This window comes from Nocardia sp. NPDC004340, from assembly GCF_053602575.1.
Genome location: NZ_JBSGDW010000013.1, coordinates 81,373 through 103,150, shown reverse-complemented (window position 1 = coordinate 103,150; position 21,778 = coordinate 81,373). Strand labels below are relative to the sequence as shown.

At 69.2% G+C, this 21,778-nt stretch carries 21 protein-coding genes; 10 read left to right on the top strand and 11 right to left on the bottom strand.

Annotation, left to right across the window (positions count from 1 at the left end; genetic code table 11):
• Positions 1-9: 9 nt before the first annotated feature.
• The 3 genes from ACWEOI_RS32315 to ACWEOI_RS32305 all read right to left on the bottom strand — a co-directional run bounded on the left by ACWEOI_RS32315 (position 10) and on the right by ACWEOI_RS32305 (position 5,624).
• The gene (locus ACWEOI_RS32315; RefSeq protein WP_452362040.1) at positions 10-3,270 is read right to left on the bottom strand and encodes a carboxyl transferase domain-containing protein; all 3,261 of its coding nucleotides are present in this window, start codon (positions 3,268-3,270) and stop codon (positions 10-12) included.
• 82 nt (positions 3,271-3,352) lie between these two features.
• Complete coding sequence (locus tag ACWEOI_RS32310) at positions 3,353-3,916, bottom strand: putative glycolipid-binding domain-containing protein (protein ID WP_433671809.1); 564 nt, start codon at positions 3,914-3,916, stop codon at positions 3,353-3,355.
• Between the two features lie 604 nt (positions 3,917-4,520).
• Complete coding sequence (locus ACWEOI_RS32305; protein ID WP_452362039.1) at positions 4,521-5,624, bottom strand: CobW family GTP-binding protein; 1,104 nt, start codon at positions 5,622-5,624, stop codon at positions 4,521-4,523.
• Between the two features lie 98 nt (positions 5,625-5,722).
• Here ACWEOI_RS32305 and ACWEOI_RS32300 point away from each other — a divergent pair, with 98 nt between their 5' ends.
• Entirely contained in the window at positions 5,723-7,231 is a 1,509-nt protein-coding gene (locus ACWEOI_RS32300; protein WP_452362038.1) for a PucR family transcriptional regulator, read from the top strand.
• Here ACWEOI_RS32300 and pucL read toward each other — a convergent pair.
• On the bottom strand, positions 7,213-8,133 hold the full coding sequence (pucL, locus tag ACWEOI_RS32295; RefSeq protein WP_452362037.1) for a factor-independent urate hydroxylase: 921 nt from the start codon (positions 8,131-8,133) through the stop codon (positions 7,213-7,215). The genes ACWEOI_RS32300 and pucL overlap by 19 nt on opposite strands.
• A 187-nt stretch (positions 8,134-8,320) precedes the next feature.
• Between pucL and ACWEOI_RS32290 the strand changes: the two genes are divergently transcribed.
• Positions 8,321-9,697 (top strand): solute carrier family 23 protein, encoded by a 1,377-nt coding sequence (locus tag ACWEOI_RS32290; RefSeq protein ID WP_433671813.1) that lies wholly within the window; start codon positions 8,321-8,323, stop codon positions 9,695-9,697.
• Here the strand turns inward: ACWEOI_RS32290 and ACWEOI_RS32285 are convergent.
• Genes ACWEOI_RS32285 through ACWEOI_RS32275 form a run of 3 tightly spaced genes read right to left on the bottom strand, consistent with a single transcriptional unit; the run spans position 9,694 to position 12,373 of the window.
• Positions 9,694-10,113, bottom strand: coding sequence for a molybdenum cofactor biosynthesis protein MoaE (locus ACWEOI_RS32285; RefSeq protein WP_379101454.1), 420 nt, complete (start codon positions 10,111-10,113; stop codon positions 9,694-9,696). The two genes, ACWEOI_RS32290 and ACWEOI_RS32285, sit on opposite strands and share 4 nt — an antisense overlap.
• Positions 10,106-11,134: a bifunctional molybdenum cofactor biosynthesis protein MoaC/MoaB gene (gene moaCB, locus ACWEOI_RS32280; protein ID WP_452362036.1), complete on the bottom strand. Its 1,029-nt coding sequence runs from the start codon at positions 11,132-11,134 to the stop codon at positions 10,106-10,108. Before moaCB ends, ACWEOI_RS32285 begins: the two co-directional genes overlap by 8 nt.
• Before the next feature lie 33 nt (positions 11,135-11,167).
• Positions 11,168-12,373, bottom strand: coding sequence for a molybdopterin-binding protein (locus ACWEOI_RS32275; RefSeq protein WP_433671815.1), 1,206 nt, complete (start codon positions 12,371-12,373; stop codon positions 11,168-11,170).
• A 107-nt stretch (positions 12,374-12,480) separates the two neighbouring features.
• Here ACWEOI_RS32275 and moaA point away from each other — a divergent pair, with 107 nt between their 5' ends.
• The 3 genes from moaA to ACWEOI_RS32260 all read left to right on the top strand — a co-directional run bounded on the left by moaA (position 12,481) and on the right by ACWEOI_RS32260 (position 14,295).
• Positions 12,481-13,539, top strand: a complete 1,059-nt coding sequence (gene moaA, locus ACWEOI_RS32270) for a GTP 3',8-cyclase MoaA (protein WP_452362035.1) — start codon at positions 12,481-12,483, stop codon at positions 13,537-13,539.
• On the top strand, positions 13,532-13,774 hold the full coding sequence (locus tag ACWEOI_RS32265) for a MoaD/ThiS family protein (RefSeq protein WP_357096347.1): 243 nt from the start codon (positions 13,532-13,534) through the stop codon (positions 13,772-13,774). Before moaA ends, ACWEOI_RS32265 begins: the two co-directional genes overlap by 8 nt.
• Positions 13,775-13,872: 98 nt before the next feature.
• Complete coding sequence (locus tag ACWEOI_RS32260) at positions 13,873-14,295, top strand: DUF1003 domain-containing protein (protein ID WP_452362034.1); 423 nt, start codon at positions 13,873-13,875, stop codon at positions 14,293-14,295.
• A 21-nt stretch (positions 14,296-14,316) separates the two neighbouring features.
• Here the strand turns inward: ACWEOI_RS32260 and ACWEOI_RS32255 are convergent, their stop codons facing one another.
• The 4 genes from ACWEOI_RS32255 to ACWEOI_RS32240 all read right to left on the bottom strand — a co-directional run bounded on the left by ACWEOI_RS32255 (position 14,317) and on the right by ACWEOI_RS32240 (position 16,460).
• Positions 14,317-14,736 (bottom strand): PIN domain-containing protein, encoded by a 420-nt coding sequence (locus tag ACWEOI_RS32255; RefSeq protein WP_452362033.1) that lies wholly within the window; start codon positions 14,734-14,736, stop codon positions 14,317-14,319.
• Positions 14,727-14,945: a type II toxin-antitoxin system VapB family antitoxin gene (locus ACWEOI_RS32250; protein ID WP_433671819.1), complete on the bottom strand. Its 219-nt coding sequence runs from the start codon at positions 14,943-14,945 to the stop codon at positions 14,727-14,729. Before ACWEOI_RS32250 ends, ACWEOI_RS32255 begins: the two co-directional genes overlap by 10 nt.
• Positions 14,946-15,013: 68 nt before the next feature.
• Positions 15,014-15,850 carry an ammonia-dependent NAD(+) synthetase gene (nadE, locus tag ACWEOI_RS32245; protein WP_433671820.1) on the bottom strand — a complete coding sequence of 279 codons (837 nt, stop codon included), beginning with the start codon at positions 15,848-15,850 and terminating at the stop codon, positions 15,014-15,016.
• Positions 15,851-15,881: 31 nt separating this feature from the next.
• Positions 15,882-16,460 carry a TetR family transcriptional regulator gene (locus tag ACWEOI_RS32240; RefSeq protein ID WP_433673273.1) on the bottom strand — a complete coding sequence of 193 codons (579 nt, stop codon included), beginning with the start codon at positions 16,458-16,460 and terminating at the stop codon, positions 15,882-15,884.
• Between the two features lie 207 nt (positions 16,461-16,667).
• Here ACWEOI_RS32240 and ACWEOI_RS32235 point away from each other — a divergent pair, with 207 nt between their 5' ends.
• The 5 genes from ACWEOI_RS32235 (at position 16,668) to nrdE (ending at position 21,575) form a co-directional block, all read left to right on the top strand.
• Complete coding sequence (locus ACWEOI_RS32235) at positions 16,668-17,234, top strand: NAD(P)H-dependent oxidoreductase (RefSeq protein ID WP_452362032.1); 567 nt, start codon at positions 16,668-16,670, stop codon at positions 17,232-17,234.
• 96 nt (positions 17,235-17,330) lie between these two features.
• On the top strand, positions 17,331-18,251 hold the full coding sequence (locus ACWEOI_RS32230) for a G1 family glutamic endopeptidase (RefSeq protein WP_433671822.1): 921 nt from the start codon (positions 17,331-17,333) through the stop codon (positions 18,249-18,251).
• Positions 18,252-18,701: 450 nt separating this feature from the next.
• Positions 18,702-18,941, top strand: a complete 240-nt coding sequence (locus ACWEOI_RS32225; RefSeq protein ID WP_357096330.1) for a redoxin NrdH — start codon at positions 18,702-18,704, stop codon at positions 18,939-18,941.
• Between the two features lie 22 nt (positions 18,942-18,963).
• The gene (gene nrdI / locus ACWEOI_RS32220; protein ID WP_357096327.1) at positions 18,964-19,434 is read left to right on the top strand and encodes a class Ib ribonucleoside-diphosphate reductase assembly flavoprotein NrdI; all 471 of its coding nucleotides are present in this window, start codon (positions 18,964-18,966) and stop codon (positions 19,432-19,434) included.
• Between the two features lie 59 nt (positions 19,435-19,493).
• Positions 19,494-21,575 (top strand): class 1b ribonucleoside-diphosphate reductase subunit alpha, encoded by a 2,082-nt coding sequence (gene nrdE / locus ACWEOI_RS32215; RefSeq protein WP_433673274.1) that lies wholly within the window; start codon positions 19,494-19,496, stop codon positions 21,573-21,575.
• The last annotated feature ends 203 nt before the right edge of the window (positions 21,576-21,778 follow it).

Below are 21,778 nucleotides of genomic sequence, written 5' to 3'. Positions count from 1 at the left end.
CGCGGGTGCTCAGCGCAATGTCCGCAGCCACCGCCGGGTGTCGGCGGGGTCGATGACATCGTCGAGTTCGAGAACCGTTGCGGCGGTGAGGGCCTTGCCCGCGTCGTAGGCGGCGTTGACCAGGGCGTCGAACGCGGCCTGCCGCTGGTCCGGGTCCTCGATGGCGGCCAGTTCCTTGGCGAAGCCCAGCCGGACCGCGCCCTCCAGGCCCATCCCGCCGATCTCGCCGGTGGGCCAGGCGATCACGAAGCGCGGCGCACGGAACGAGCCCGCCGCCATGGCCTGCGCGCCCAGCCCGTAACCCTTGCGCAGGATCACGGTGCCGAACGGGACGTCCAATGCGGCGGCGTCGATGAACAGGCGGCTGAACTTGGTGACGGTGGCGTGCTCCTCCGCCTCGGGGCCGACCATGAAACCCGGTGTGTCGCACAGCGAGACGATGGGCAGGCCGTGCGCGCCGCACAGTCGCAGGAACGCCGAGAGCTTGTCGGCGGCCGGGGCGTCGATGGCCCCGCCCAGGTGGTGGCAGTCATTGGCGATGAGCCCGAACGGGCGGCCCTCCACCCGGACCAGGGCGGTCACGATGCCCACGCCCCAGTCCCGGCGCAGTTCCAGCACCGAGCCGACGTCCACCACCGAGGCGATGGCGGCGCGAATATCGAAGGCGCGCAGCCGGTTCTCCGGCACCACGTGCCGGGCCGGCCGTGGGTCCGGGGCCTCCCACTCGGCCTGCGCGCCCTGGAAATACGAGAGGTAGCGGCGGGCGACATCCACCGCCTCGGCCTCGTCGGCGGCCACCACGTGCACCACGCCATTGCGCCGCTGCACCTCCACCGGCCCGATGTCCTCGGGCGCGTACACGCCCAGCCCGCCGCCCTCGATCATGGCCGGGCCGCCCATGCCGATATTGGCGTCGGGCGTGGCGATCACGACATCGCACATGCCCAGCAGCGCGGCATTGCCCGCGAAGCAGCGCCCCGACACGATGCCGATCAGCGGCACCTGCCCCGACAGCGCGCCCATGGCCCGGAACGTGGTGACGTCCAGCCCCGAGATGCCGCCGTGGTCGGTGTCGCCGGGCCGCCCGCCGCCGCCCTCGGTGAAGAACACCACCGGAAGCCGTTGCTCCCGAGCCAGTTCCAGCATGCGGTCGGTCTTGACGTGATTGCGCATGCCCTGGGTGCCCGCGAGCACGGTGTAGTCGTAGGACATGACCAGGGCGCGGGCGCGATCGTGGCCGAACCGGTCGGCATTGATCGTGGCGACGCCCGCGATCAAGCCGTCGGCGGGGGTATTGGCGATCAGATCCTCGAGCCCGCGCCGACTGCGCTGCGCGGCCACCGCCAGCGCCCCGTACTCGACGAAGCTGTCCGCGTCGACCAGATCGGTGATGTTCTCCCGCGCCGTGCGCCGCCCCAGCCGATGCCGCTTCGCGACGGCGGTCTCCCGCCGGGCATCCAAGGTGGTCTGGTGGCGATCCAGCACCTCGGCCAGGTCGGCCCGGATCGAATCCAGATCCACCACGGTCGATTCCGCGGCCGGACCGTCGTGATCCGCCGCCACCCACGTCACCAGCACCGCATGCGGATCCACCACCTCGCCGGCCGCGACAGCGTGCCGCAACACCCGCAGCGGCTCGGTCGCCCGCAACACGTGCTGCATCTTCATGGCCTCCAGCACCGCGACCTCGGCCCCGGCGGCCAGGACCGCGCCCGGCTCGGCCAGCGACACCACGGTCGCACCCATCGGCGACCGCAACGCCTGCTCACCGTCGGCCGGCTCGAACCCGGCGGCGGCAGCGCGATCAGCCGAGCCGTGCGCCGCGCCGTTCTCGGCGGCGTCCACCGATCCAGCGGTGATCGCATCCTCGAAAGTCTCGGCGCGCGAGCGCAAGTCGTCGAGTCGCCGCTCGAACCACTCCGTGGTGACACCCACGCCGCTGTCCGCGTCGATCGGTGTGCTCAGGTCGTGCAGCTCGGCGAGCACGGCGCGCAGCAGGTGGAGGTTGGTGTCGACGCCGCCGATCGCGGTCTCCGCGAGCGCGTCCGCGCAGCGGCGCAGGGCGGCCGGGTGGGTCGGGGCGTGGGCGATGATCTTCGCGAGAAGTGAGTCGAAGTGCACGCTGTGGCGCATTCCGACCTGGGCGGCGGTGTCCACACGGACGCCGAGGCCGGTCGGGGCGTCGAAGCGGCTGATCACGCCGGTGCTGGGCAGCACCGATCCGTCCGCCGCGAGCAGTTCGGCGTTGACGCGCGCCTGTACGGCGTAGCCGCGGGGCTCGTTCTTGGGCAGCTCGAGTTCGGCCAGGGTCCGGCCCTGCGCCAGATCCAGTTGCAGGGCGACCAGATCCACGCCGGTGACGGCCTCGGTCACGGTGTGCTCGACCTGGAGGCGCGGATTCACCTCGAGGAACCACACTTTCGCGTCGCCCTCGCTCGCGCCGGGCTCGACCAGGAATTCGACGGTGATGACGCCACGGCACCCCACCGCCTCGGCGATGCGGATCGCGTCCCGGTGCAGCCGATCGCGCAGCGCCCCGGGCAGATCCGGGGCCGGTGCGATCTCGATCAGCTTCTGGCGGTGCCGCTGGACGCTGCAATCACGGTCGCCCAGTGTGGTGGCCGCGATCCCGTCCGCGACCACCTGCACCTCGATGTGGCGGGCGCGGGTGACGAGCGCCTCGGCGTACACCCGGTCGTCGCCGAATCCGGCGCGCGCCTCCGCCCGGCAGCGGTCGATGGTCTCGGCCAGGCGGGACGGGTCGGTGACGGGGCGCATGCCGCGTCCACCGCCGCCCGCCGCGGCCTTCACCATGATGCCGTCGGGGTGGCCGGCCAGCAGGGCCGCGATCTCGGCGGACTCGGCTCCCGCCCGGGTGGCGGGGAGCACGGTCAGTCCGGCGCCTTCGGCGGCCGCGCGGGCCGCGACCTTGTCCCCGAAGATTCGCAGCACCTCGGGGGAGGGGCCGACGAAGGTGAGGCCGGCCGCGGCGCAGGCGGCAGCGAATTCGGCGCTCTCGCTGAGGAACCCGTATCCGGGGTGGACCAGCGCGCCGGGCCCGCAGGCCGCGGCCGCGCGCACCACCGAGTCGATGTCCAGGTATCCGGCCGCGCCGGTGCCCGGCAGCACCAGCGCCCGGTCGGCGAGTCGCACCGCGAGACTCGCGCCGTCCTCGGCGGTGTGCAGCACCTCCGTCGGGTATCCGAGTTCCCGCGCCGTCCGCACCACTCGGACCGCGACCTCACCACGATTCGCCACCACAACTCGCACGCCGCCAGGCTAGGGCACCGTCGCGTCTCCGCGGCGAAAACGAGCCTCCTCGCTTGTTTCTGCGCGAAGTTACCGAGCCCGGTTACTCAACCCGCGCCCCGATACCCGGATAGTCCGAGATCAGGCCGTCCGCGTCGTAGGTCAACCGGCAGGCGAAGTCCAGGTCGGGTGCGGTGTAGGCGACGTGCCGCGCGCCGACGCGGCAGTAGGTCTGCTCCAGGCGCGCCACCGACAGGTCCGCGGCCCGGACGTACGCCGCGGGCACGGAGACCGGGTGATCGCCGAGCGGTCGCAGCCGGTGCACCGGAAAGGCATTGGTCATGGCCGAGGACTCCAGGTCCAGATCCAGGCAGCCGTTCAGGTGCGGTGCGGGCGTGCCGTCGACGGTCCACCGGCCGAACCCGTCGGCCTCCAGTTCCACCACCCGGACGCCGTGCGCGCCGCGCCCGGTGATCCGGGCCGACCGGGTCACCCACGAGGCGTCCAGCAGCACAACGTAATCGATGATCCAGGACGCGCCGTCCTCGGTGGCGGTGGTGGTGCCGCGGATCAGCAGCCCGCGTTCGTCCTCGGCGAAGAACGCGACCTCGAATCCGGTCCGCGCACCGCGATGCCGCCACGAGGCCACTGCCGGGAACTCGTTCACTCGGCCAGTCAATCACGGCGGCGTCCCGCGGTGGGGATATGTTCGGGGCATGCATTGGGATCAGATGACGGCCACGCCGGGCGCGTTGCGGACCGCCGCCGCGCGGTTGCGCCGCGGTGTCGGGCAGTTGGAGATTCTGGCGGCCATCATCGAGGCGGCGGACGGGCCGTGGCTGGGGGCCATGGACTCCGACGGCCGCGGCACCGCCGAACTGCGCATGCACCTCGCGGGCAAGTACCGGTTCACCGCGGTGGTGACCAGCGCGGGCAAGCTGTCCCTGGCGGAGATGAACTCGCCGGGACGCGGTAAGAAGGCGGAGCTGGTGCTGTCCACCAAGGCGGCCCAGCGCAAGGGGTGGGACGATCCCAAGGACGCGCCCAGGCCGCAGGAGTGGGTGGAGTTCGCGGTCGACTGGGTGCGCGCCGCGAGCGCCGCGGTCGGGCGGCGGGACGTGGTGCAGTGGCTGCTCAAGGGCGCCGATCAGCGGCTCGCGGCCATGAACGACAGTGTCGAGACCATGCGGGCGGCGCTGGCCGAACGCGAGTCGATGCGCGACGAGCTGGCCGCCGAGGTGGCCGAGCTGCGCGCCGAACTCGAGGCCGAATCAGCCCTCGCCGACAAGCGCCTGGTCATCGGCGACGTAGCGCCAGACCGGGAGCAGGGCGTGGTCGTCGAGGGGATCGGCGGCGGCGTGGACGGCGCCGCGCAGCCGGTCGGTGACGGCGTCGGCGTCGAGGCCGGCGCCGATCAGGACCAGATTGCTGACCCGGGGCTCGTGGCGGGCCCAGGCGGTGGGCTCGAGGGTGATGTGACGGCCGACCATGTGCAGCACGAACTTTCGCGGATCGTCGGGGACGGCGAACGCGAGCACGCCTTTGGCGCGGAACAGGCCTGACGGCGGATCCTCCAGCAGCGCAATGAGTTCGCGTGGGTTGAGGTCGGTGTCGGAGGTGAAGGAGACGCTGTCGTAGCCGTCGTGCAGATGCCGGTGGTCGTGCGAGCAGCCGTCGTGGCAGTGGTCGCCGTGACCCGGATCGTCCGCGCCGGGCGTGTCGTCGCCGTGCAGTAGTTCGTCGAAGCTGAGCTGTTCGCCGATACGCGAGGCGCGGGGCACGTGGGTGGGCAGGTCGAACAGCAGGCCGGGGTCGATGCGCCCGTGGCTGGTCGGATACACCGGCACCTGCCCGACCACCTCGGTGATCTCGGCGCGCAGCCGCTCCAGCGCGGCCGCCTCGACCCGATCGGACTTGTTCAGCACCACCAGATCCGCCATCCGCAGGTGCGTGGTGAGTTCGGGATGCTGATCGCGGCTGGCGGGGAAGTGCTCGGCGTCGACGACCTCGACCAGCCCGCCGTAGCGGATCCGCGGATTGTCGCTGTTCACGACCATGCGGATCAGGTTGCGCGGTTCGGCCAGCCCGCTGGCCTCCACCACGATGACGTCGATCTTCTGCTTGGGATGCGCCAGCCGGTCGAACAGCTCGTCCAGTTCGCTGACGTCGACCGCGCAGCACACGCACCCGTTGCCCAGCGACACCATGGCGTCGACCTGCCCGGCCACCAGCATGGCGTCGATGTTCACCGCGCCGAAGTCGTTGACCACTACCCCGATCCGCGCGTTGCGGGTCCGCAACAGCCGGTTGAGCAGCGTCGTCTTGCCGGCACCGAGGAACCCGGCCACGATCAGGACTGGTATGCGCCGACTCACGGCGACCACCCTACCGAGGTGTGATTCCTCGGAAACGGGGTGGCAACAACCGGCTTCTACCGTGACGGACAATTCGGACCGACCACGGGAGGTGCGCTGTGCGAGTACGCGACATCCTCGATGCGCCGCAACTGCGTATGCGGCTGCTCCACGGGGACGCGGGGGACCTGGACCGGACGGTCGCTCGAGTCTGCGCCACCGACATGCCCGACCCCCGGCCCTTCGTCACCCCGGGCGCGTTGGTCTGCACCGGCCTGGTGTGGCGGCAGCAGGCCGCCGACTCCGACCGCTACGTCGGCCTGCTCGCCGGATCCGGCGCGGCGGGCGTGGTGGCCGGGCAGGCCCTGCACGGGCACGTCCCCGACGACGTGGTGGCGGCCTGCCGAGACCACGGCCTGCCGCTGCTGTCGGCCCCGCAGAGCGTGCCGTTCAGCCGCATCATCGAATACCTCGCCGAACAGGCCGCCGAAGTGCGCTGGCGCCGAGTCCAATCCCGCGCCGACCGCCAGCGCCGCCTGCTCACCGCCGTCGCCGCCGGAGCCGAGATCGACACCCTGCTCGCCGATTTCGCCGCCGAACAACAGGTCTCCGCCTGGCTCCTGACCGCCACCGGCACCGTCATCGCGGGCACCGAGCCCCTGACCGACCCCGAGATCGACCGCATCCTCGCCACCGCCCTGACCGCCCCGCGCCTCCCCGCCGTCACCGCCGGAGCCCTGCGCGTCCTCCAGGTCGGCGCCGGCGATCGAATCACCGCCTGGTACCTGGCGATCCGCCCCTCGGCCCCCGAACTCGACCCCTACGGCGCGGACCTCGCAGCGGTGGCCGAGCTCTACCGCCAGCGCCGCGCCGACCGCCGGCACCTGAACTGGGAACTGGCCGACCGCTTCCCGGCCCCGTTCCCCGACCGGCCCGGACTCACGGAAGCGGCGATCGTCTGCGAGGTCCACCTCACCACCGGCACCCCGCACGGTGGTCCGGGTCTGCCCGACGGTGCCGCCGCGCTGGGGGCCGTTCGCACCGCCCTGCACGATGCCCTGCCGGATATCGTCACCACGATCGACGGGGAGGGCAGGCTGGTCGGCGTGACCGCGGGGACCCAGGCCGCGACGGCGGGCGTGGTGAATCGCCGACTCGGTCGAATCGCACCGGCGCTCGGCGGGATCCGGCTCGCGGTCGGGGTGAGCGCGCGGCAGCCGGAGGAACCGCTGGCGGGGACGATCAGCGCGGCGGCGGCCGCGTCCACGGCGGCGCGGGAGGATGCCGGGCCGGTCAGTGTCCGTGTCGCCGATATCGATTCGGCCGTCGGGCTGTTCACCGCCGTGCCCGGTGGATTACAGCGGCGGTTCGCGGAACGTGTGTTGGGGCCGGTGCTGGAGTACGACCGGGTGCACGGGGCGGGGCTGGTGGGGACCCTCGAGGTGTTCCTCGGCTGCGACGGGTCGTGGCGGCAGGCCGCGGAGCGAATGCATGTGCACCTCAATACCGTTCGCTATCGGATCGGGCGGATCGAGGAGTTGACCGGGCGGGATCTCGGGCGGATCGAGGATCGGCTCGATCTATACCTGGCGGTGCGGACGTTGTCGGGTCAGACCGCGCCGGTGTAGGGGTCCCAGGCGATTCCGGGGTCCGGTGCGCCCTCGCGCAGGACACTGGCCTGGATCAGGCCGTAGGGGCGGTCGTCGGCGTGGAACACCTCGCCGTTGTTGGGGACGCCGAAACGGCCGGTGTCGTAGGCGAAGTGGTGCTTGTTGGGCGCGGAGAAGCGGATCTCGGCCAGGCACGGGTAGGCCGCCAGGGCGGCGCGGCCCATCTCGTACAGGGTCTGCTGCAAGGCCTTCGAGTGCAGGGTGGCGAAGGTTTCGATCAGCGCGGCCCGGATGCCGTGGTAGGCGGCGTCCCAGTCGGCGGGCGGGGTGGCGAAGCGCCAGCGGGCGTCGAGGCTGGTGGCGAGGATGCGGTCGGAGGCGGGTTCCAGGACGGTGAACGGGTCGGTCAGGAACCCCGCGAACTCCGAGCCCGTGGATTTGAGGATCACCAGGTCCTTGACGCCGCCGATCACCCATTCGCGCCGGTCCGTGCCGCGGCCGCGCACGGTGATCGCGGCGGTGCGCACCTCGGGGCCGACCCGCGTCCAGGTGTGGTCGTGGCCGCTGCCGCCGACCGGAACCCGTTGCCACGCATACTCTTCGATCTCGATCCGGGCCGAGGTGACCGGCTCGATCTCGCCGGTGAAATGACGGGCCAGCGCCAGCCCGTAGTCCTCGATGCCGCCGTCGCCGTGACTCTTGGCGTAGGTGTAGATGGTCTGCTTCTGCGAGTCCGTCGGCAGCACCGCGCCCTGATCACCCACGGTGTGCGCCTCGTCGAACGCGCCGCGCAGACACGAGGACACGTTCAGGTCCCGGATCTCGTGGCGTGGCGTGTCGCGGTAGATCCGCACCACCCGGTTCTCGGCCTTCCCGTACTGGTGCGGGCCGAGCACGATCCGGCCGTCGGCTTCGCTCATGGTCGCCTCCCGTGGTCACTGATCACTGTGCCCCACTGTGACCGACGACGGCCGCCGCACACGCTGGTTCCACGGACAAATCACCGCACATCGTGACCGCCACGTTTGGCTCATCGGACAAAGGCCCGCACCGGGCGATCTGCCTAGCCTGACCAGCAACCCACCCCGACGGAAGGCAGGGCCACCCATGACATCACCGCATCCCGTGGACACGCGGCTGCCCTGGCATCGCCTGCTGGTGTTCGGCTTGCAGCACGTGCTGATCATGTACACCGGATGCGTCACGGTGCCTTTGGTTTTCGGCGCGGCAGCCAAGCTCGACCACTCCACCGTCGCGCTGCTGATCAGCGCCGACCTGCTGGTCGCGGGCATCATCACCGTGGTGCAGAGCCTCGGACCGGGCAAGCTGGCGGGCGCGCGGCTGCCCATCGTCACGGGCGCCACCTTCGTGGCCATGAGCCCGATGATCCTGATCGCCAAGGACTACGGGCTGCAGGCGCTGTACGGGTCCATGCTGCTGGGCGGCCTCCTCGGCATCGCCCTGGCCTGGCCGTTCGCGTCGATCGTGCGATTCTTCCCGCCGCTGGTGAGCGGCACGGTGCTGACCGTGGTCGGCATCTCGCTGATCGGGGTGGCGGGCGGCCTGATCGTCGGCAGCGACCCGAAGGCCGCGAGCTTCGCCGCGCCGTCCCGGATCGCCTTGGCGGCAGCGGTTCTGGTGGTCGCGCTGGTGTGCACCGTGCTCGGGCGGGGCGTGTGGTCGCAGCTGGGCGTGCTGATCGCCCTCATCGTCGGCATCGTGATCGCGATCCCGATGGGGCTGGTCGAGCTGGAGGGCGTGTCCCGTGCGGCTTGGCTGGGTGCGCCGCAGCCCTTCCACTTCGGGGCGCCGCAGTTCCCGGTGACCGCGGTGGTGGCCATGACCATCGTGCTGGCGGTCGTGTTCGCCGAGTCCACCGCGAGCATGCTCGCCCTCGGCGAGATCACCGGAAAACCCTTGACCCGAGCCGATGTGGCGCGCGGCCTGGTCGGCGACGGCCTGTCCGCGGTGCTGGCCGGGGTCCTGAACTCGTTCGTGGACACCGTCTTCAACCAGAATGTCGGCGCGGTCGCCACCACCCGCGTGTACAGCCGCTACGTGACGGCGGTCAGCGGCGCGATCCTGATCGTCCTGGGCCTGGTGCCGCGCTTCGGCGCCCTGGTCGCGACCGTCCCGCAGCCGGTGGTCGGCGGCGTCGGCCTGGTGCTGTTCGCCACCATCGCGGTGATCGGCGTGGACACGCTGCGCCGCGCCGACCTCACCGACCGCGTGAATCTGACCATCGTCGCCGTCTCGATCGGCGTCGGCTTGGTGCCGGTGCTGACCAAGGGCATGTTCGAGAAATTCCCGTCCTCGGCCCAGATCCTGCTCAACAGCGGCATCAGCCTGGCCGCCGCGACCGCCTTCACCCTGAACCTGCTGTTCAACCACACGCGGCTGGGCGATCTGGCTCGGACCGCCGTGCGAGGTGCGCTGGTGGAAGGGGTGTCAGGGGAAGCCCCGGAGAGCCCGAGAGTCGCCTAACCGCAGGCGTTGACCCATTCGGAGAGCCCGTCGGCGAACATCTGACGCTTCCAGATCGGGACCTCGTGCTTGATGCGGTCGACCAGTTCGGCGCAGGTGGTGAAGGCTTCGGCGCGGTGGGGGGCCGCGACGGCGACGGCGATGGCCAGATCCCCGATGGTCAGGTCCCCGACCCGGTGCACCGCGGCGACCGGCAGCCCGGAGGACGCGGCCACCTCCTCGCACACCTTGCGCAGGAACTGCTCGGCCTGCGGGTGCGCCGAGTACTCCAGCGCCGAAACCGATTGCCCGCCATCGTGATCGCGCACCTTGCCGGTGAACACGACGACCGCCCCGTGATGCGGCCCGTCCACGGCCTTCTCGACCTCGGCCGGATCCAGGTCCTGATCGCTGATCCGGGCCAGCAGCTCACTCATGGTTGCCTCCTCCGGCCACCTGGGCCAGCAGATGTTCGAGCAGCGGTGTCAGCACGGCGATGCCGTCCTTCACCCCGCCCGGCGAACCGGGCAGATTGACGATCACGGTGCGCCCGGCCAGTCCGGCCACGCCCCGGCTCAGCGCCGCGAGCGGGAACTTCGCGGTCCCGGCCTGGCGGATGGCCTCGGCGACGCCCGGCAGCTCCCGATCCAGCAGGGAGAGGGTGGCTTCCGGGGTGGCGTCGGTGGGGGAAGCCCCCGTGCCGCCGGTCGTGACGATCAGGTCCGGTTCCCGGGACAGGGCGTCCTCGAGGCCGTACGTGATGTCGGAGTCCGCGAAGACCAGCGGTCCGCGCACCGAGAAACCCTGCGCGGCAAGCCATTCGGTGAGGACGGGGCCGGTGGTGTCGGTGCGGGTGCCGGCGGCGACGCCGGTCGAGGCGACCACGACGGCGGCCGAGCGGCCCGCACCCGCGAGCGGAGCCGTTGCGGCGGCGGCCTTCTCGTGCGCCGTGTGCTTCTCGTGATGGTGCCCGGCGTGCTGCTCGGCCTCGGGCCGCACCCAATGTCCGTGTTTGCCACCCTCTTTGGTGACCAGCCGCACGCCGTTGAGGGTGGCCGCCGGGTCCACCGCCTTCACCATGTCGTGCAGCGTGAGCCCCGCGACCGCGACCGCGGTCAGCGCTTCCATCTCGACCCCGGTGGGCCCCTTGGTCTTCGCGGTGGCCTCGATGGTGATGATGGTGTCGGTGAACCCGAAGCTCACGTTCACCGACGACAGCGCCAGCTGATGGCACAGCGGGATCAGTTCCGAGGTCTTCTTGGCCCCGTTGATCCCGGCGATGCGGGCGGTGCTGAGCACGTCGGCCTTGGGCATGTCGTCGGCCCGGACCAGTTTGATCACCTCGGCGGTGGTGTGCAGTTCGCCCGCCGCGACCGCGATGCGCGCGGTGTCGGCCTTCGCGCTCACGTCGACCATGCGGGCGCGACCTTCACGGTCGACATGCGACAACTCACTCATGGGCACCACCTTGGCACAGCGCAGACAGGGTGTTCACAGCGGCCGGACCTCGACGATCGCGCCCGCGGGCAGCTCGGTGACGGCGGCCGGGACGTCGATCAGCACGTCGGCGTGCGCCATGGCCGCGATCAGATGCGAACCCTGCCCCGACACCAGCGTCACCCCGTTCTCGGTCAGCTTGCCGCGCAGGAACTGCCGTTTCCCGGCGGGGGAGCGGACCGCGTCCAGCAGCGGCAGTTCGGTGATCGGCAGCGCGGGCAGGCCCGCGAGTTCGCGCAGGATCGGGCGGGCGAACACCTCGAACGACACCATGGTGCTCACCGGGTTGCCCGGGAAGCTCAGCACCGGGACGCCGTCGACCGTGCTCAATCCCTGCGGGCCGCCGGGTTGCAGTGCCACCGGGCCGAATTCGCCGCCCTGGGCCGCCAGCACCTCCTTGACGACCTCGAAGTCGCCCATGGAGACGCCGCCGGAGGTGAACACCACATCGGCCTGGGCCACCGCCTCGGCCAGCCGCCGCCGGAACTCGGCGTGCTCGTCGGTGGAGTGCGCGACCGACACCACCTCGACGCCGTTGTCGGACAGGGCCGCGGCCAGCGCGATGCCGTTGGAGTTGAAGATCTGGCCCGGCAGCAGGGCCGACCCGGCGGGCCGCAGTTCGTCGCCGGTGGTGAGGACGGCTGCCCGCACCCGCCGCGTCACCTCCAGCTCGCCCAGCCCGACCGCGGCCAGCGCCGCGATGTGCCGGGGCCGCAGCAGGGTGCCCGCCGCGGCCAGCAGTTGTCCGGCGCGCACGTCGGTGCCGGGCTCGCGCACGAAATCGCCGGGGGCGCGGCTGGTTCGGATCGTCACGGTGACGCCGTCGGATTCGGTGTGCTCCACCGGCACCACGCAGTCCGCGCCGGGCGGCACGGGCGCGCCGGTCATCACCTTCACCGCGGTGCCCGGGGCCAGTGTGAGCTTTTCGGTGTTGCCGGCGGCGACCACGCCCGCCAGCGGCAGGGTCGCGGGGACGATCGCCACCGATTCGGCGGCGACCGCGTAGCCGTCCATGGCGGAATTGCGGAACACCGGCAGGTCCAGGGGCGCGTACACGTCGACGGCCAGGCGGCGGTCCAGCGCCGCGGCCATCGGGACGGTTTCCGTGCTCCGACCGGCCAGGGGCCGCAGGGCGTCCTCGATGCGCCGACGATGGTCGTCGACGGGTCGGGCCGGGGCGGTCGCGTGCCGGGAACTCATGCCGCTGAGCCTATACGCGGGTGAATCCTCCAGGTCGTGACCGGCTGATCACCGGGTCCGGCTCGTAGGAATCTACGAAGACTTGCGGGCCCGGCAATAATGGTGCAATGACCGTGGTCGCGATGGGCATGCCCGCTGTGCGAACCGGGCGGCCCGATATCGACGGCCGCCCGGACACCCCGCTCCTGCTCGACCGTTTCGGGCGGGTGGCGCGGGACCTGCGCGTGTCCATCACCGAGAAGTGCTCGTTGCGCTGCACCTACTGCATGCCCGAGGAGGGCCTGCCCGCGATCCCGGCCGACGAACTGCTCTCCACCGGGGAGATCGTGCGCTTGGTGACCCTCGCGGTCCGTGAACTCGGCGTGCACGAGGTGCGCTTCACCGGCGGCGAACCGCTCATGCGCCGCGACCTCGAGCAGATCATCGCGGGATGCCATGCGGCACTGCCGGATACGCCGCTGGCCATGACCAGCAATGGCGTCGGACTCGAGCATCGCGCCCAGGCCCTGGCCGACGCGGGCCTGAAGCGCATCAATATCTCCCTCGACACCGTGGACCGCGACGGCTTCCACCGCCTGACCCGCCGCGATCGCCTCGCCTCGGTGCAGGCCGGGATCCGCGCCGCCATCGCCGCCGGGCTCACCCCGCTCAAGGTGAACGCGGTCCTCATGCGCGAAACCCTCGACGGTGCGGCCGATCTGCTCCAGTGGTGCCTGGACGTCGGCGCGGAACTGCGCTTCATCGAGGAGATGCCGCTCGACGCCGACCACGAGTGGGCGCGCGCCAATATGATCACCGCCGCCGAACTCCTGGATGTCCTCGGCAAGCGCTTCACGCTGGCCGAGACCGACCGCGAGGACCCTTCCGCCCCCGCCGAGCGCTGGCTGGTGGACGGCGGCCCCGCCACGGTCGGCATCATCGCCTCGGTGACCCGCAAGTTCTGCGGCGACTGCGACCGCACCCGCCTCACCGCCGACGGCCGCATCCGCTCCTGCCTGTTCAGCGACCAGGAGTACGACATCCGCGCCGCCCTCCGCTCCGGCGCCACCGACCCCGACATCGCCGCCCTCTGGCGCGGCGCCATGTGGAACAAGTCCGCCGGCCACGGCATCGACGTCGCCGGCTTCGTCCCGCCCACCCGAACGATGGGAGCCATCGGTGGTTGAGGTCCGCTATTTCGCCGCGATCGCCGACGCCGTCGGCAAGGACAAGGAAACCCTGTCCCTCCCGCCCGGCGCGACCATCGCCGACCTCCGAACCACCCTCTCGGCCACCTACGGCCCGAAACTCGACCCCATGCTCAAGGTCTGCGCCTACCTCATCGGCGACGAACTCACCCGCGACGCATCCACCCCACTCACCCCCCGCGTGGACGTCCTGCCCCCGTTCGCCGGCGGCTAGACCCCCGCGTCGAACCCGGCCGCGCATCGCAGCGAATTGCGCTGCCGGGCGCTAACATTCGCCGGTCCCCGCACGTCGTCGCCAGGAGACCGAGCCGAATGACGCAACCGCCGCAACCGACCCCGCCGCCGATCCAGCCGCATCCCGCGTTCGCGCAGGTCCAGGAGGCGCGGGCCGCCAGCCTGCAGCTGCGGGTGGCGGACTGGATCACCAAGTTCGCGGGCTCGATGACCTTCGTCTACATCCATGCCATCGGCTTCGCGGTGTGGATGCTGCTGGTCGAGAAGAGTCCGTGGCCGACCCTGACGCTGGTGGTCTCGCTGGAAGCGATCTTCCTGTCGACCTTCGTCATGATCGGCCAGAACCGGCAGGCCGATTTCCAGCAGGCCAAGGCCGATCACGACTTTCAGGAACAGGAGCTCGAGCTCAAGACCAATACCGAGCTCACCCGGGCCATTCACGCCATGACGTCCGAGCTGCACCGGCGTCTGGTCGAGGAGCCGGATCAGAAGAAGGGCTGACGGAGGCGGTCGATCGACCTCTCAGACCGACCCGGCGGGGAGGATCCACCGTGTCGGCTGGCCGGTGATCTTGGCGATCGTGTCGAAATCCGCGTCGTAGTGCAGGACGGTCAGCTCGGCAAGTTCGGCGGTGGCCGCCACCAGGAGGTCGGCGATACCGGCGCTTCGCAGGCAGCCCCGCTTGGCCAGCTCGTACTGCACCTCGCGTAACCGGGTCCAGACTCGATCGGGCATCGGCTGCCAGGGATAAATGGCGGCGAGGTCGTCGCGGTCCTGTTCGAAGTCGCTCAATGACCTTGCGGAGTATAGGAATTCGGTCTCCGTGGCCGCGCAGATATGGACCAGTCCGGCTTGTAGCGTGCTGGCCCATACGGCCGAGACATCTGGATGCCCCATCCGGGCCAGAGCGCTTGTGTCGATCAGATACCGAACTATCGCCACGCCTCGTCCCTTCGGCCCGGGTCGATCACATCGTCGTAGGCGCCGGACCTCGATCGGGCCTGCATCCGTTCCAGCGCGGCCGAACGGCGGTGGCAGGCGATGACCTGACGTAGGGCGGCATTCACCGTGTCCTTCTTGGTGGTGGTGCCTAGGAGGCCACTGACTTCCGCCAGGGCCTCATCGTCGATGTCGATCATCGTGCGTGACATGGCCGCCTCCTGTATGCCTGAACGGGATATCCTCAAGCATACGGATGCGGTGGTTTATATGCCTCGGTTCAGCGCCACCAAGTATCGAGCGGGGTCACCGGGACCGCGCGCTTGTGGCGAGTGTTGAGGAAGATCCGCTCCAGCTTCTCCGAGACCTCGGGGCCGACGTCCTTGCCCTCGAGGTAGTCGTCGATCTGGGAGTACTTCAGGCCCAGCGCTTCCTCGTCCGGCAGGGCCGGGCGGTCGTCCTCGAGGTCGGCGGTGGGGACCTTCTGCCAGACGCTGGGCGGGGCGCCGAGTTCCTGGAGCAGGGCCGCGCCCTGGCGCTTGGTGAGACCGGTCAGCGGGGTGATGTCGACACCGCCGTCGCCGAACTTGGTGAAGAAGCCGGTGACCGCCTCGGCGGCGTGGTCGGTGCCGACGACCAGCAGGTTGAGCTGGCCGGCGATGGCGTACTGGAGCAGCATGCGCTCGCGGGCTTTGATGTTGCCGCGCACGAAGTCCCGCAGGCGGGGCTCCTCGTGCAGTTCCACGATGCCGGTCGCGGCCTCACCGGCGGCGGCGTCGGCGCTGGGCTTGACGTTCACCGCGACCGAGCGGTCCGGCTGGATGAAGGACAGGGCGATCTGCGCGTCGTGCTCGTCGGCCTGGATGCCGTAGGGCAGGCGCGCCGCCACGAAGGTGGCCTCGCGGCCCTCGGCGCGCAACTCCTCGACGGCGAGCTGGCACAGCCGTCCGGCGAGGGTGGAGTCCTGGCCGCCGCTGATGCCGAGCACGAAGCCGGTCGCGGGCGTGGAACCCAGGTACTCCTTGAGGAAGTCGATGCGTCGCCGCACTTCGGTTTTCGGTTCGATCGACGGCAGGACGCCCAATTCGGCGATGATCTGTGCGCGCAGGTTCCCCATGGGCACACTCTACTGAACGGGCCCGCCGCCGCTACCGGTCGGCGGGCGCGGTCACCTGCCGGACCAGGGTCTCCCAGTGGTCGCCCACCTGGTCGGGTGTGTAGCGCAGCTGCCGGACCTGGTGCAGCACCAGCCCCGCGTCCAGACTGGCCAACAGCGTGTCGGCGGTGAGTCCGATGTTTCCGGGCGCCCCGGCCTCCCGGAGCAGCAGGGAGACATGGGTTTTCGCGATGTTGTAGGGCGGTCCGGCGTACTGCCCGCCGATGGCGGCGTTCTTGCGCACATCGCCCTCCACCTCGACGGTGGCCAGCCGGGCCCGACCGTAGGCGATGAGCCGTTCGACGGCGGGCGCGCCCGGTCCCAGCGGCGGCGGCCCGAACATGTAGGCCCACTGCAGTTTCTGATCGGACTGGTCGAGCAGGGCCAGCATCAGCCCGGCCCGATTGCCGAAACGCCGGAACACGGTGCCCTTGCCGACGCCGGCCAGTTTGGCGACCGCGTCCATGGTGACCGCGTCCGCGCCCTGTTCGCGCACCAGCGTCTCGGCGGCGTCGAGCAGCAGTTGCCGGTTGCGGGCGGCGTCGCTGCGTTCGTGGCTGCTGCCGGGCATGAGAAGGGGGACCGAATGTGGCGGGGGCTGGGTGCCGACGGGTTCGATCGGGAGGGCGATGTTCGGCAGTGCCGGAACGACGTCATCCGGCGATGTGTCGCGTGTCACAGGCTGTCTGCTCCTACCCGGGAATGTAAGCGGACTGGGGTCCGGTTACAGTCTATCGAAAGATCCACCGCTGCATCAGTAACCCTTGGAGTGATCATCATGTCGCAGACCCGCATCCTCGTCCTGGTCGGAAGCCTTCGCGCCGCGTCGATCAACCGCCGTCTGGCCGAGGCCGCCGTGCAGACCGCTCCCGAGGGCGTCGAGATCGCCATCTACGAAGGCCTCGGCGACATTCCTTTCTACAACGAGGACCTCGACGTCGAGGGCGGTGTCCCGGCCGCCGCGCAGGCGCTGCGTGACGCCGTCGGCGCCTCGGACGCGCTGCTGCTGGTCACCCCCGAATACAACGGCACCCTGCCGGCCGTGCTGAAGAACGCCATCGACTGGGCGTCGCGGCCCTACGGCGCGGGCGCGCTCAAGAGCCGTCCGGTCGCCGTGGTCTCCGCCTCGATCAGCGCGAACGCCGCCAAGTGGTCGCACGACGACGCGGTGAAGGCGCTGGGCGTCGCGGGCGCGGAGGTCGTGAAGGAGGCGTCGCTGAACTTCGGCACCATCGGTTCGCGCTTCGTCGAGACCCACCCGGCCGACGATGCCGAGGCGCTCACCCAGCTGGCCGCCACCGTGCGTTTGCTGGCGGAAGATGTCAAGGCTCGGGCAAACGCCTGATACTCCTCGCGATCACTCGCTGAATTCAGCGCAAGGCCACGGCTTTCGAGTCGTGGCCTGCCGCTTTTCTCGGACATTTCGGGCTACCGTCTGTCCATGAAGTTATCAACGGGCAACTCTGTGTGGGGCCGTTGTTTCATGGCGGTCACCCTGGCCGCGTCCGCCGCCTCGATGGCGGTCGGCAATGCGGCCGACGCGACGGCCGAGTCGTACACCTCGGATGTCTCCGATCTCTCGAATGCCCGTCTCTTCCTCGGCAACTGGGCCGGGTACGTGGTGAAGGGCGATTTCCGGGAGATCAGCGCCACCTGGGTCCAGCCCGAGATCGAATGCCGCAATCCCGGCGTCCTGCAGCGCGTCGTGCCCTGGGTGGGGCTCAATGGCGCCACCGGCCTGGACGGTCAGGTCGCGCTGCCGCTCATGCAGACCGGCGTCGAATCCCTGTGTGCCAGTGACGCGGCCGTGTACGCGGCGCTGCCCGGGCTGCAGGTCGAATCGGTCGCCGCGGGCCTGGCCTACGTCGATCCGCATCTGGCGGGGACGGTGATGAACGCCGGGGGCAAGGTCTCCAATGTCCTGGGCGCGGCCGCGGACGGCCTCTGCTCGCTGGGCATCTTCGGTGGATTCTGCCGCCCGGAGAAACAGGTCGACGGGTGGTGGGAGAGGTATCCGGACGCGCCGGTGACCTATGACGACGTGACGATCAATCCCGGCGACACCATGCATTCCACGGTCAGCTGGGACGGCGGCCGCTATGTGATGACGCTGGAGAACCGCACCGCGCGCTGGACCCGCACCACCGTCGCCCCCTCGGCCGTCCCGGCCCGCACCGCCGAGATCGTGGTGGAGGGTCACCTCGACGCCGCGCTGCCCGGGTTCGCGCCGATCACCTTCACCGAGGTCACCATCGATGGGCGCCCATTGTCCGATTACGCCGCGGAGACCTACGGCATCCCGGCCACCAATCGGTTGCTGGCGCCCGGTCCGATCGAGGGCGCGTCGTTCACCATCCGCTAGGACCGGGGGCGATGCCGCGACACGCCGGGGCGAGCGGGCGATCCGGAATCGGTCGCTCGACTCGGAAGGAATGCGAACCGGGTGGTCGCTCGAGTCTCCTGTGACTCGTGAGATGGGTGTTGATCAGCGGTGATGGTGTGTTTGCTGGAAATGAACTGAATGCCGAAATTGTGATGTGTGACTCAGTCGTGTCGAGTTGCGAATCGGCTGTCCAGGTACTTACCCGTCCGGAATTTCACCTTTGTGAGTCGCAACATGTCGTGTTGTATGAGTTTGTCGGCCACTAGGTGTAGTGTCTTGGGAGCTGGAAGGCCACAAGGACGAGACCTCGATCACGGGCCGGTGACCAGGAGCTTCGGCTCCGCTTCCAGGGGTTTGCGCATTTACTACGTGGATCTTGTTTCAGGTGTGCACTGCAGACAGATCAAGGCTGAGGAGAAGGGGATACCTATGACCATCACCGTTTACACCAAGCCCGCTTGTGTCCAGTGCAACGCGACCTATCGCGCCCTCGACAAGGCTGGTGTCGACTACAGCGTCGTCGATATCTCCGAGAGCCCGGAGGCGCGCGACTACGTGATGGCCCTGGGTTACCTGCAGGCCCCCGTCGTGGTCGCCGGGGATGACCACTGGTCCGGCTTCCGTCCGGACCGCATCAAGGCGTTGGCCGACGTCGTCGCCGTCGCCTGACGCTTCCGTCAACGGTCAGGAGATGACCGATATGTCGAGTGAGACACCGAATCTCGTCTACTTCTCGAGCGCTTCGGAGAACACTCACCGCTTCGTCGAACGGCTGGGCCTGCCCGCCGTCCGCATTCCGCTTCACACCGCCGACTCGCTTCGCGTCGACCGACCTTTCGTGCTGATCGTCCCCACCTACGGGGGAGGTCGGCACGTTTTGGGTGGGCAGCGATCCGACAAGGAATTCGTGCCCCGCCAGGTGGCCAAGTTCCTCAACGATCCACACAATCGCGCCCTGCTGCGCGGCGTGATCGCGAGCGGCAACACCAACTTCGGCGATACGTACTGCTATGCGGGAGAAGTGATCTCACGTAAGGCAGGGGTTCCGTACCTGTATCGCTTCGAACTCATGGGAACTGCTGAGGACGTCGAGCGCGTCCGCGAGGGATTGGGAATCTTTTGGCAACGACAACCGCACCGGTCGGAAAGACTGCCCGCGTAGAGCGCCCCGTCAGCGGCGACTCCGCGACCGAGGGGCTGGACTACCACGCCCTCAACGCCATGCTCAACCTGTACGGACCCAACGGCGAGATCCAGTTCGACAAGGACCGGGAAGCCGCGCACCAGTACTTCCTGCAGCACGTCAACCAGAACACGGTGTTCTTCCACAACCTCGACGAGAAGCTCGACTACCTCGTCAAGGAGAACTACTACGAGACCGAGGTGCTCGACCAGTACTCGCGCGCCTTCATCAAGAGCCTGTTCCAGCAGGCCTACGCCAAGAAGTTCCGGTTCCCGACCTTCCTGGGCGCGTTCAAGTACTACACCTCGTACACGCTGAAGACCTTCGACGGCAAGCGCTACCTGGAGCGTTTCGAGGACCGCGTGTGCATGGTCGCCCTGACCCTGGCCGCCGGTGACGAGACCCTGGCGGGCGAGCTGGTCGAGGAGATCATGGACGGCCGCTTCCAGCCGGCCACCCCGACCTTCCTCAACTCGGGCAAGAAGCAGCGCGGCGAGCCGGTGTCCTGCTTCCTGCTGCGCATCGAGGACAACATGGAGTCCATCGGGCGCTCCATCAACTCCGCCCTGCAGCTGTCCAAGCGCGGCGGCGGTGTGGCGCTGCTGCTCAGCAATATTCGTGAGACCGGCGCGCCGATCAAGAAGATCGAGAACCAGTCCTCGGGCGTCATCCCGATCATGAAGCTGCTGGAGGACTCCTTCTCCTACGCCAACCAGCTCGGCGCGCGGCAGGGCGCGGGCGCGGTGTACCTGCAGGCGCACCACCCCGACATCTACCGCTTCCTCGACACCAAGCGCGAGAACGCGGACGAGAAGATCCGCATCAAGACGCTCTCGCTGGGTGTGGTGATTCCGGACATCACCTTCGAGCTGGCGAAGAAGAACGAGGACATGTACCTGTTCTCGCCGTACGACGTGGAGCGCATCTACGGCGTGCCGTTCGCCGACATCAATGTCACCGAGAAGTACTACGAGATGGTCGACGACAAGCGGATCCGCAAGTCCAAGATCAAGGCTCGCGAGTTCTTCCAGACCATCGCCGAGCTGCAGTTCGAGTCGGGCTACCCGTACATCATGTACGAGGACACCGTGAACCGGGCCAACCCGATCGCGGGCAAGATCACCCACTCCAACCTGTGCTCGGAGATCCTGCAGGTCTCCACCCCGTCGGAGTTCAACGACGACCTGTCCTACTCCAAGGTGGGCAAGGACATCTCGTGCAACCTGGGCTCGCTGAACATCGCGAAGACCATGGATTCGCCGGATCTGGCGAAGTCGGTCGAGACCGCGATCCGCGCGCTGACCGCGGTGTCGAACCAGACCCACATCAACTCGGTGCCCTCGATCGAGCAGGGCAACAACGAGTCCCACGCCATCGGCCTGGGTCAGATGAACCTGCACGGCTACCTGGCGCGCGAGCACGTCCACTACGGCTCCGAAGAGGGCGTGGACTTCACCAACATCTACTTCTACACGATCGCCTACCACGCGATTCGCGCGTCGAATCTGATCGCGCAGGAGCGGGGTACGTACTTCGGCGGCTTCCCCGAGTCGAAGTACGCCTCGGGTGAGTTCTTCGACAAGTACACCGAGCAGGTGTGGGAGCCGGCCACCGAGCGCGTGCGCCAGATCTTCGCCGACGCCGAGGTGCACATTCCCACCCAGGACGATTGGCGCGAGCTGAAGGCCCTGGTCATGAAGCACGGCATCTACAACCAGAACCTCCAGGCCGTGCCCCCGACCGGGTCGATCTCCTACATCAACCACTCCACCAGCTCCATCCACCCGGTGGCGTCGAAGATCGAGATCCGCAAGGAAGGCAAGATCGGCCGCGTCTACTACCCGGCCCCCTACCTGACCAACGACAACCTCGAGTACTTCGAGGACGCCTACGACATCGGCTACGAGAAGATCGTCGACACCTACGCCGCGGCCACGCAGCACGTCGACCAGGGCCTGTCGCTGACGCTGTTCTTCAAGGACAGCGCCACCACCCGCGACGTCAACAAGGCCCAGATCTACGCCTGGCGCAAGGGCATCAAGACGCTGTACTACATCCGCATCCGGCAGATGGCGCTCGAGGGCACCGAGGTCGAGGGTTGCGTGAGCTGCATGCTCTGACGTTCGCATCGGAGAAGGGCGTTTCCGGCTTCCCGCCGGGAGCGCCCTTTGTCGTTGCTGTGGCCGATCCCACGTTTGCGTCGGGCCCGATTGTGAACTCTCCAGAAGGTGGCTTTCACGCTGTCGGCCGAGGTCGACGCCTGGTTAGGCTCGCCATGGTTCGGGCATCGGTTTCCATCGAATTGCGCGGGTGATGCCGGAAT

Coding starts and splice junctions, on each gene's coding strand:
- pucL (WP_452362037.1), bottom strand. CDS start 8,133: ATGAGCGAAGCCGACGGCCGGATCGTGCTCGGCCCGCACCAGTACGGG.
- nrdI (WP_357096327.1), top strand. CDS start 18,964: ATGACCGATATGTCGAGTGAGACACCGAATCTCGTCTACTTCTCGAGC.
- ACWEOI_RS32235 (WP_452362032.1), top strand. CDS start 16,668: ATGTCGCAGACCCGCATCCTCGTCCTGGTCGGAAGCCTTCGCGCCGCG.
- nadE (WP_433671820.1), bottom strand. CDS start 15,850: ATGGGGAACCTGCGCGCACAGATCATCGCCGAATTGGGCGTCCTGCCG.
- ACWEOI_RS32290 (WP_433671813.1), top strand. CDS start 8,321: ATGACATCACCGCATCCCGTGGACACGCGGCTGCCCTGGCATCGCCTG.
- ACWEOI_RS32250 (WP_433671819.1), bottom strand. CDS start 14,945: ATGTCACGCACGATGATCGACATCGACGATGAGGCCCTGGCGGAAGTC.
- nrdE (WP_433673274.1), top strand. CDS start 19,494: ATGCTCAACCTGTACGGACCCAACGGCGAGATCCAGTTCGACAAGGAC.
- ACWEOI_RS32260 (WP_452362034.1), top strand. CDS start 13,873: ATGACGCAACCGCCGCAACCGACCCCGCCGCCGATCCAGCCGCATCCC.
- moaCB (WP_452362036.1), bottom strand. CDS start 11,134: ATGAGTGAGTTGTCGCATGTCGACCGTGAAGGTCGCGCCCGCATGGTC.
- ACWEOI_RS32275 (WP_433671815.1), bottom strand. CDS start 12,373: ATGAGTTCCCGGCACGCGACCGCCCCGGCCCGACCCGTCGACGACCAT.
- moaA (WP_452362035.1), top strand. CDS start 12,481: ATGACCGTGGTCGCGATGGGCATGCCCGCTGTGCGAACCGGGCGGCCC.
- ACWEOI_RS32285 (WP_379101454.1), bottom strand. CDS start 10,113: ATGAGTGAGCTGCTGGCCCGGATCAGCGATCAGGACCTGGATCCGGCC.
- ACWEOI_RS32225 (WP_357096330.1), top strand. CDS start 18,702: ATGACCATCACCGTTTACACCAAGCCCGCTTGTGTCCAGTGCAACGCG.
- ACWEOI_RS32240 (WP_433673273.1), bottom strand. CDS start 16,460: ATGCCCGGCAGCAGCCACGAACGCAGCGACGCCGCCCGCAACCGGCAA.
- ACWEOI_RS32230 (WP_433671822.1), top strand. CDS start 17,331: ATGAAGTTATCAACGGGCAACTCTGTGTGGGGCCGTTGTTTCATGGCG.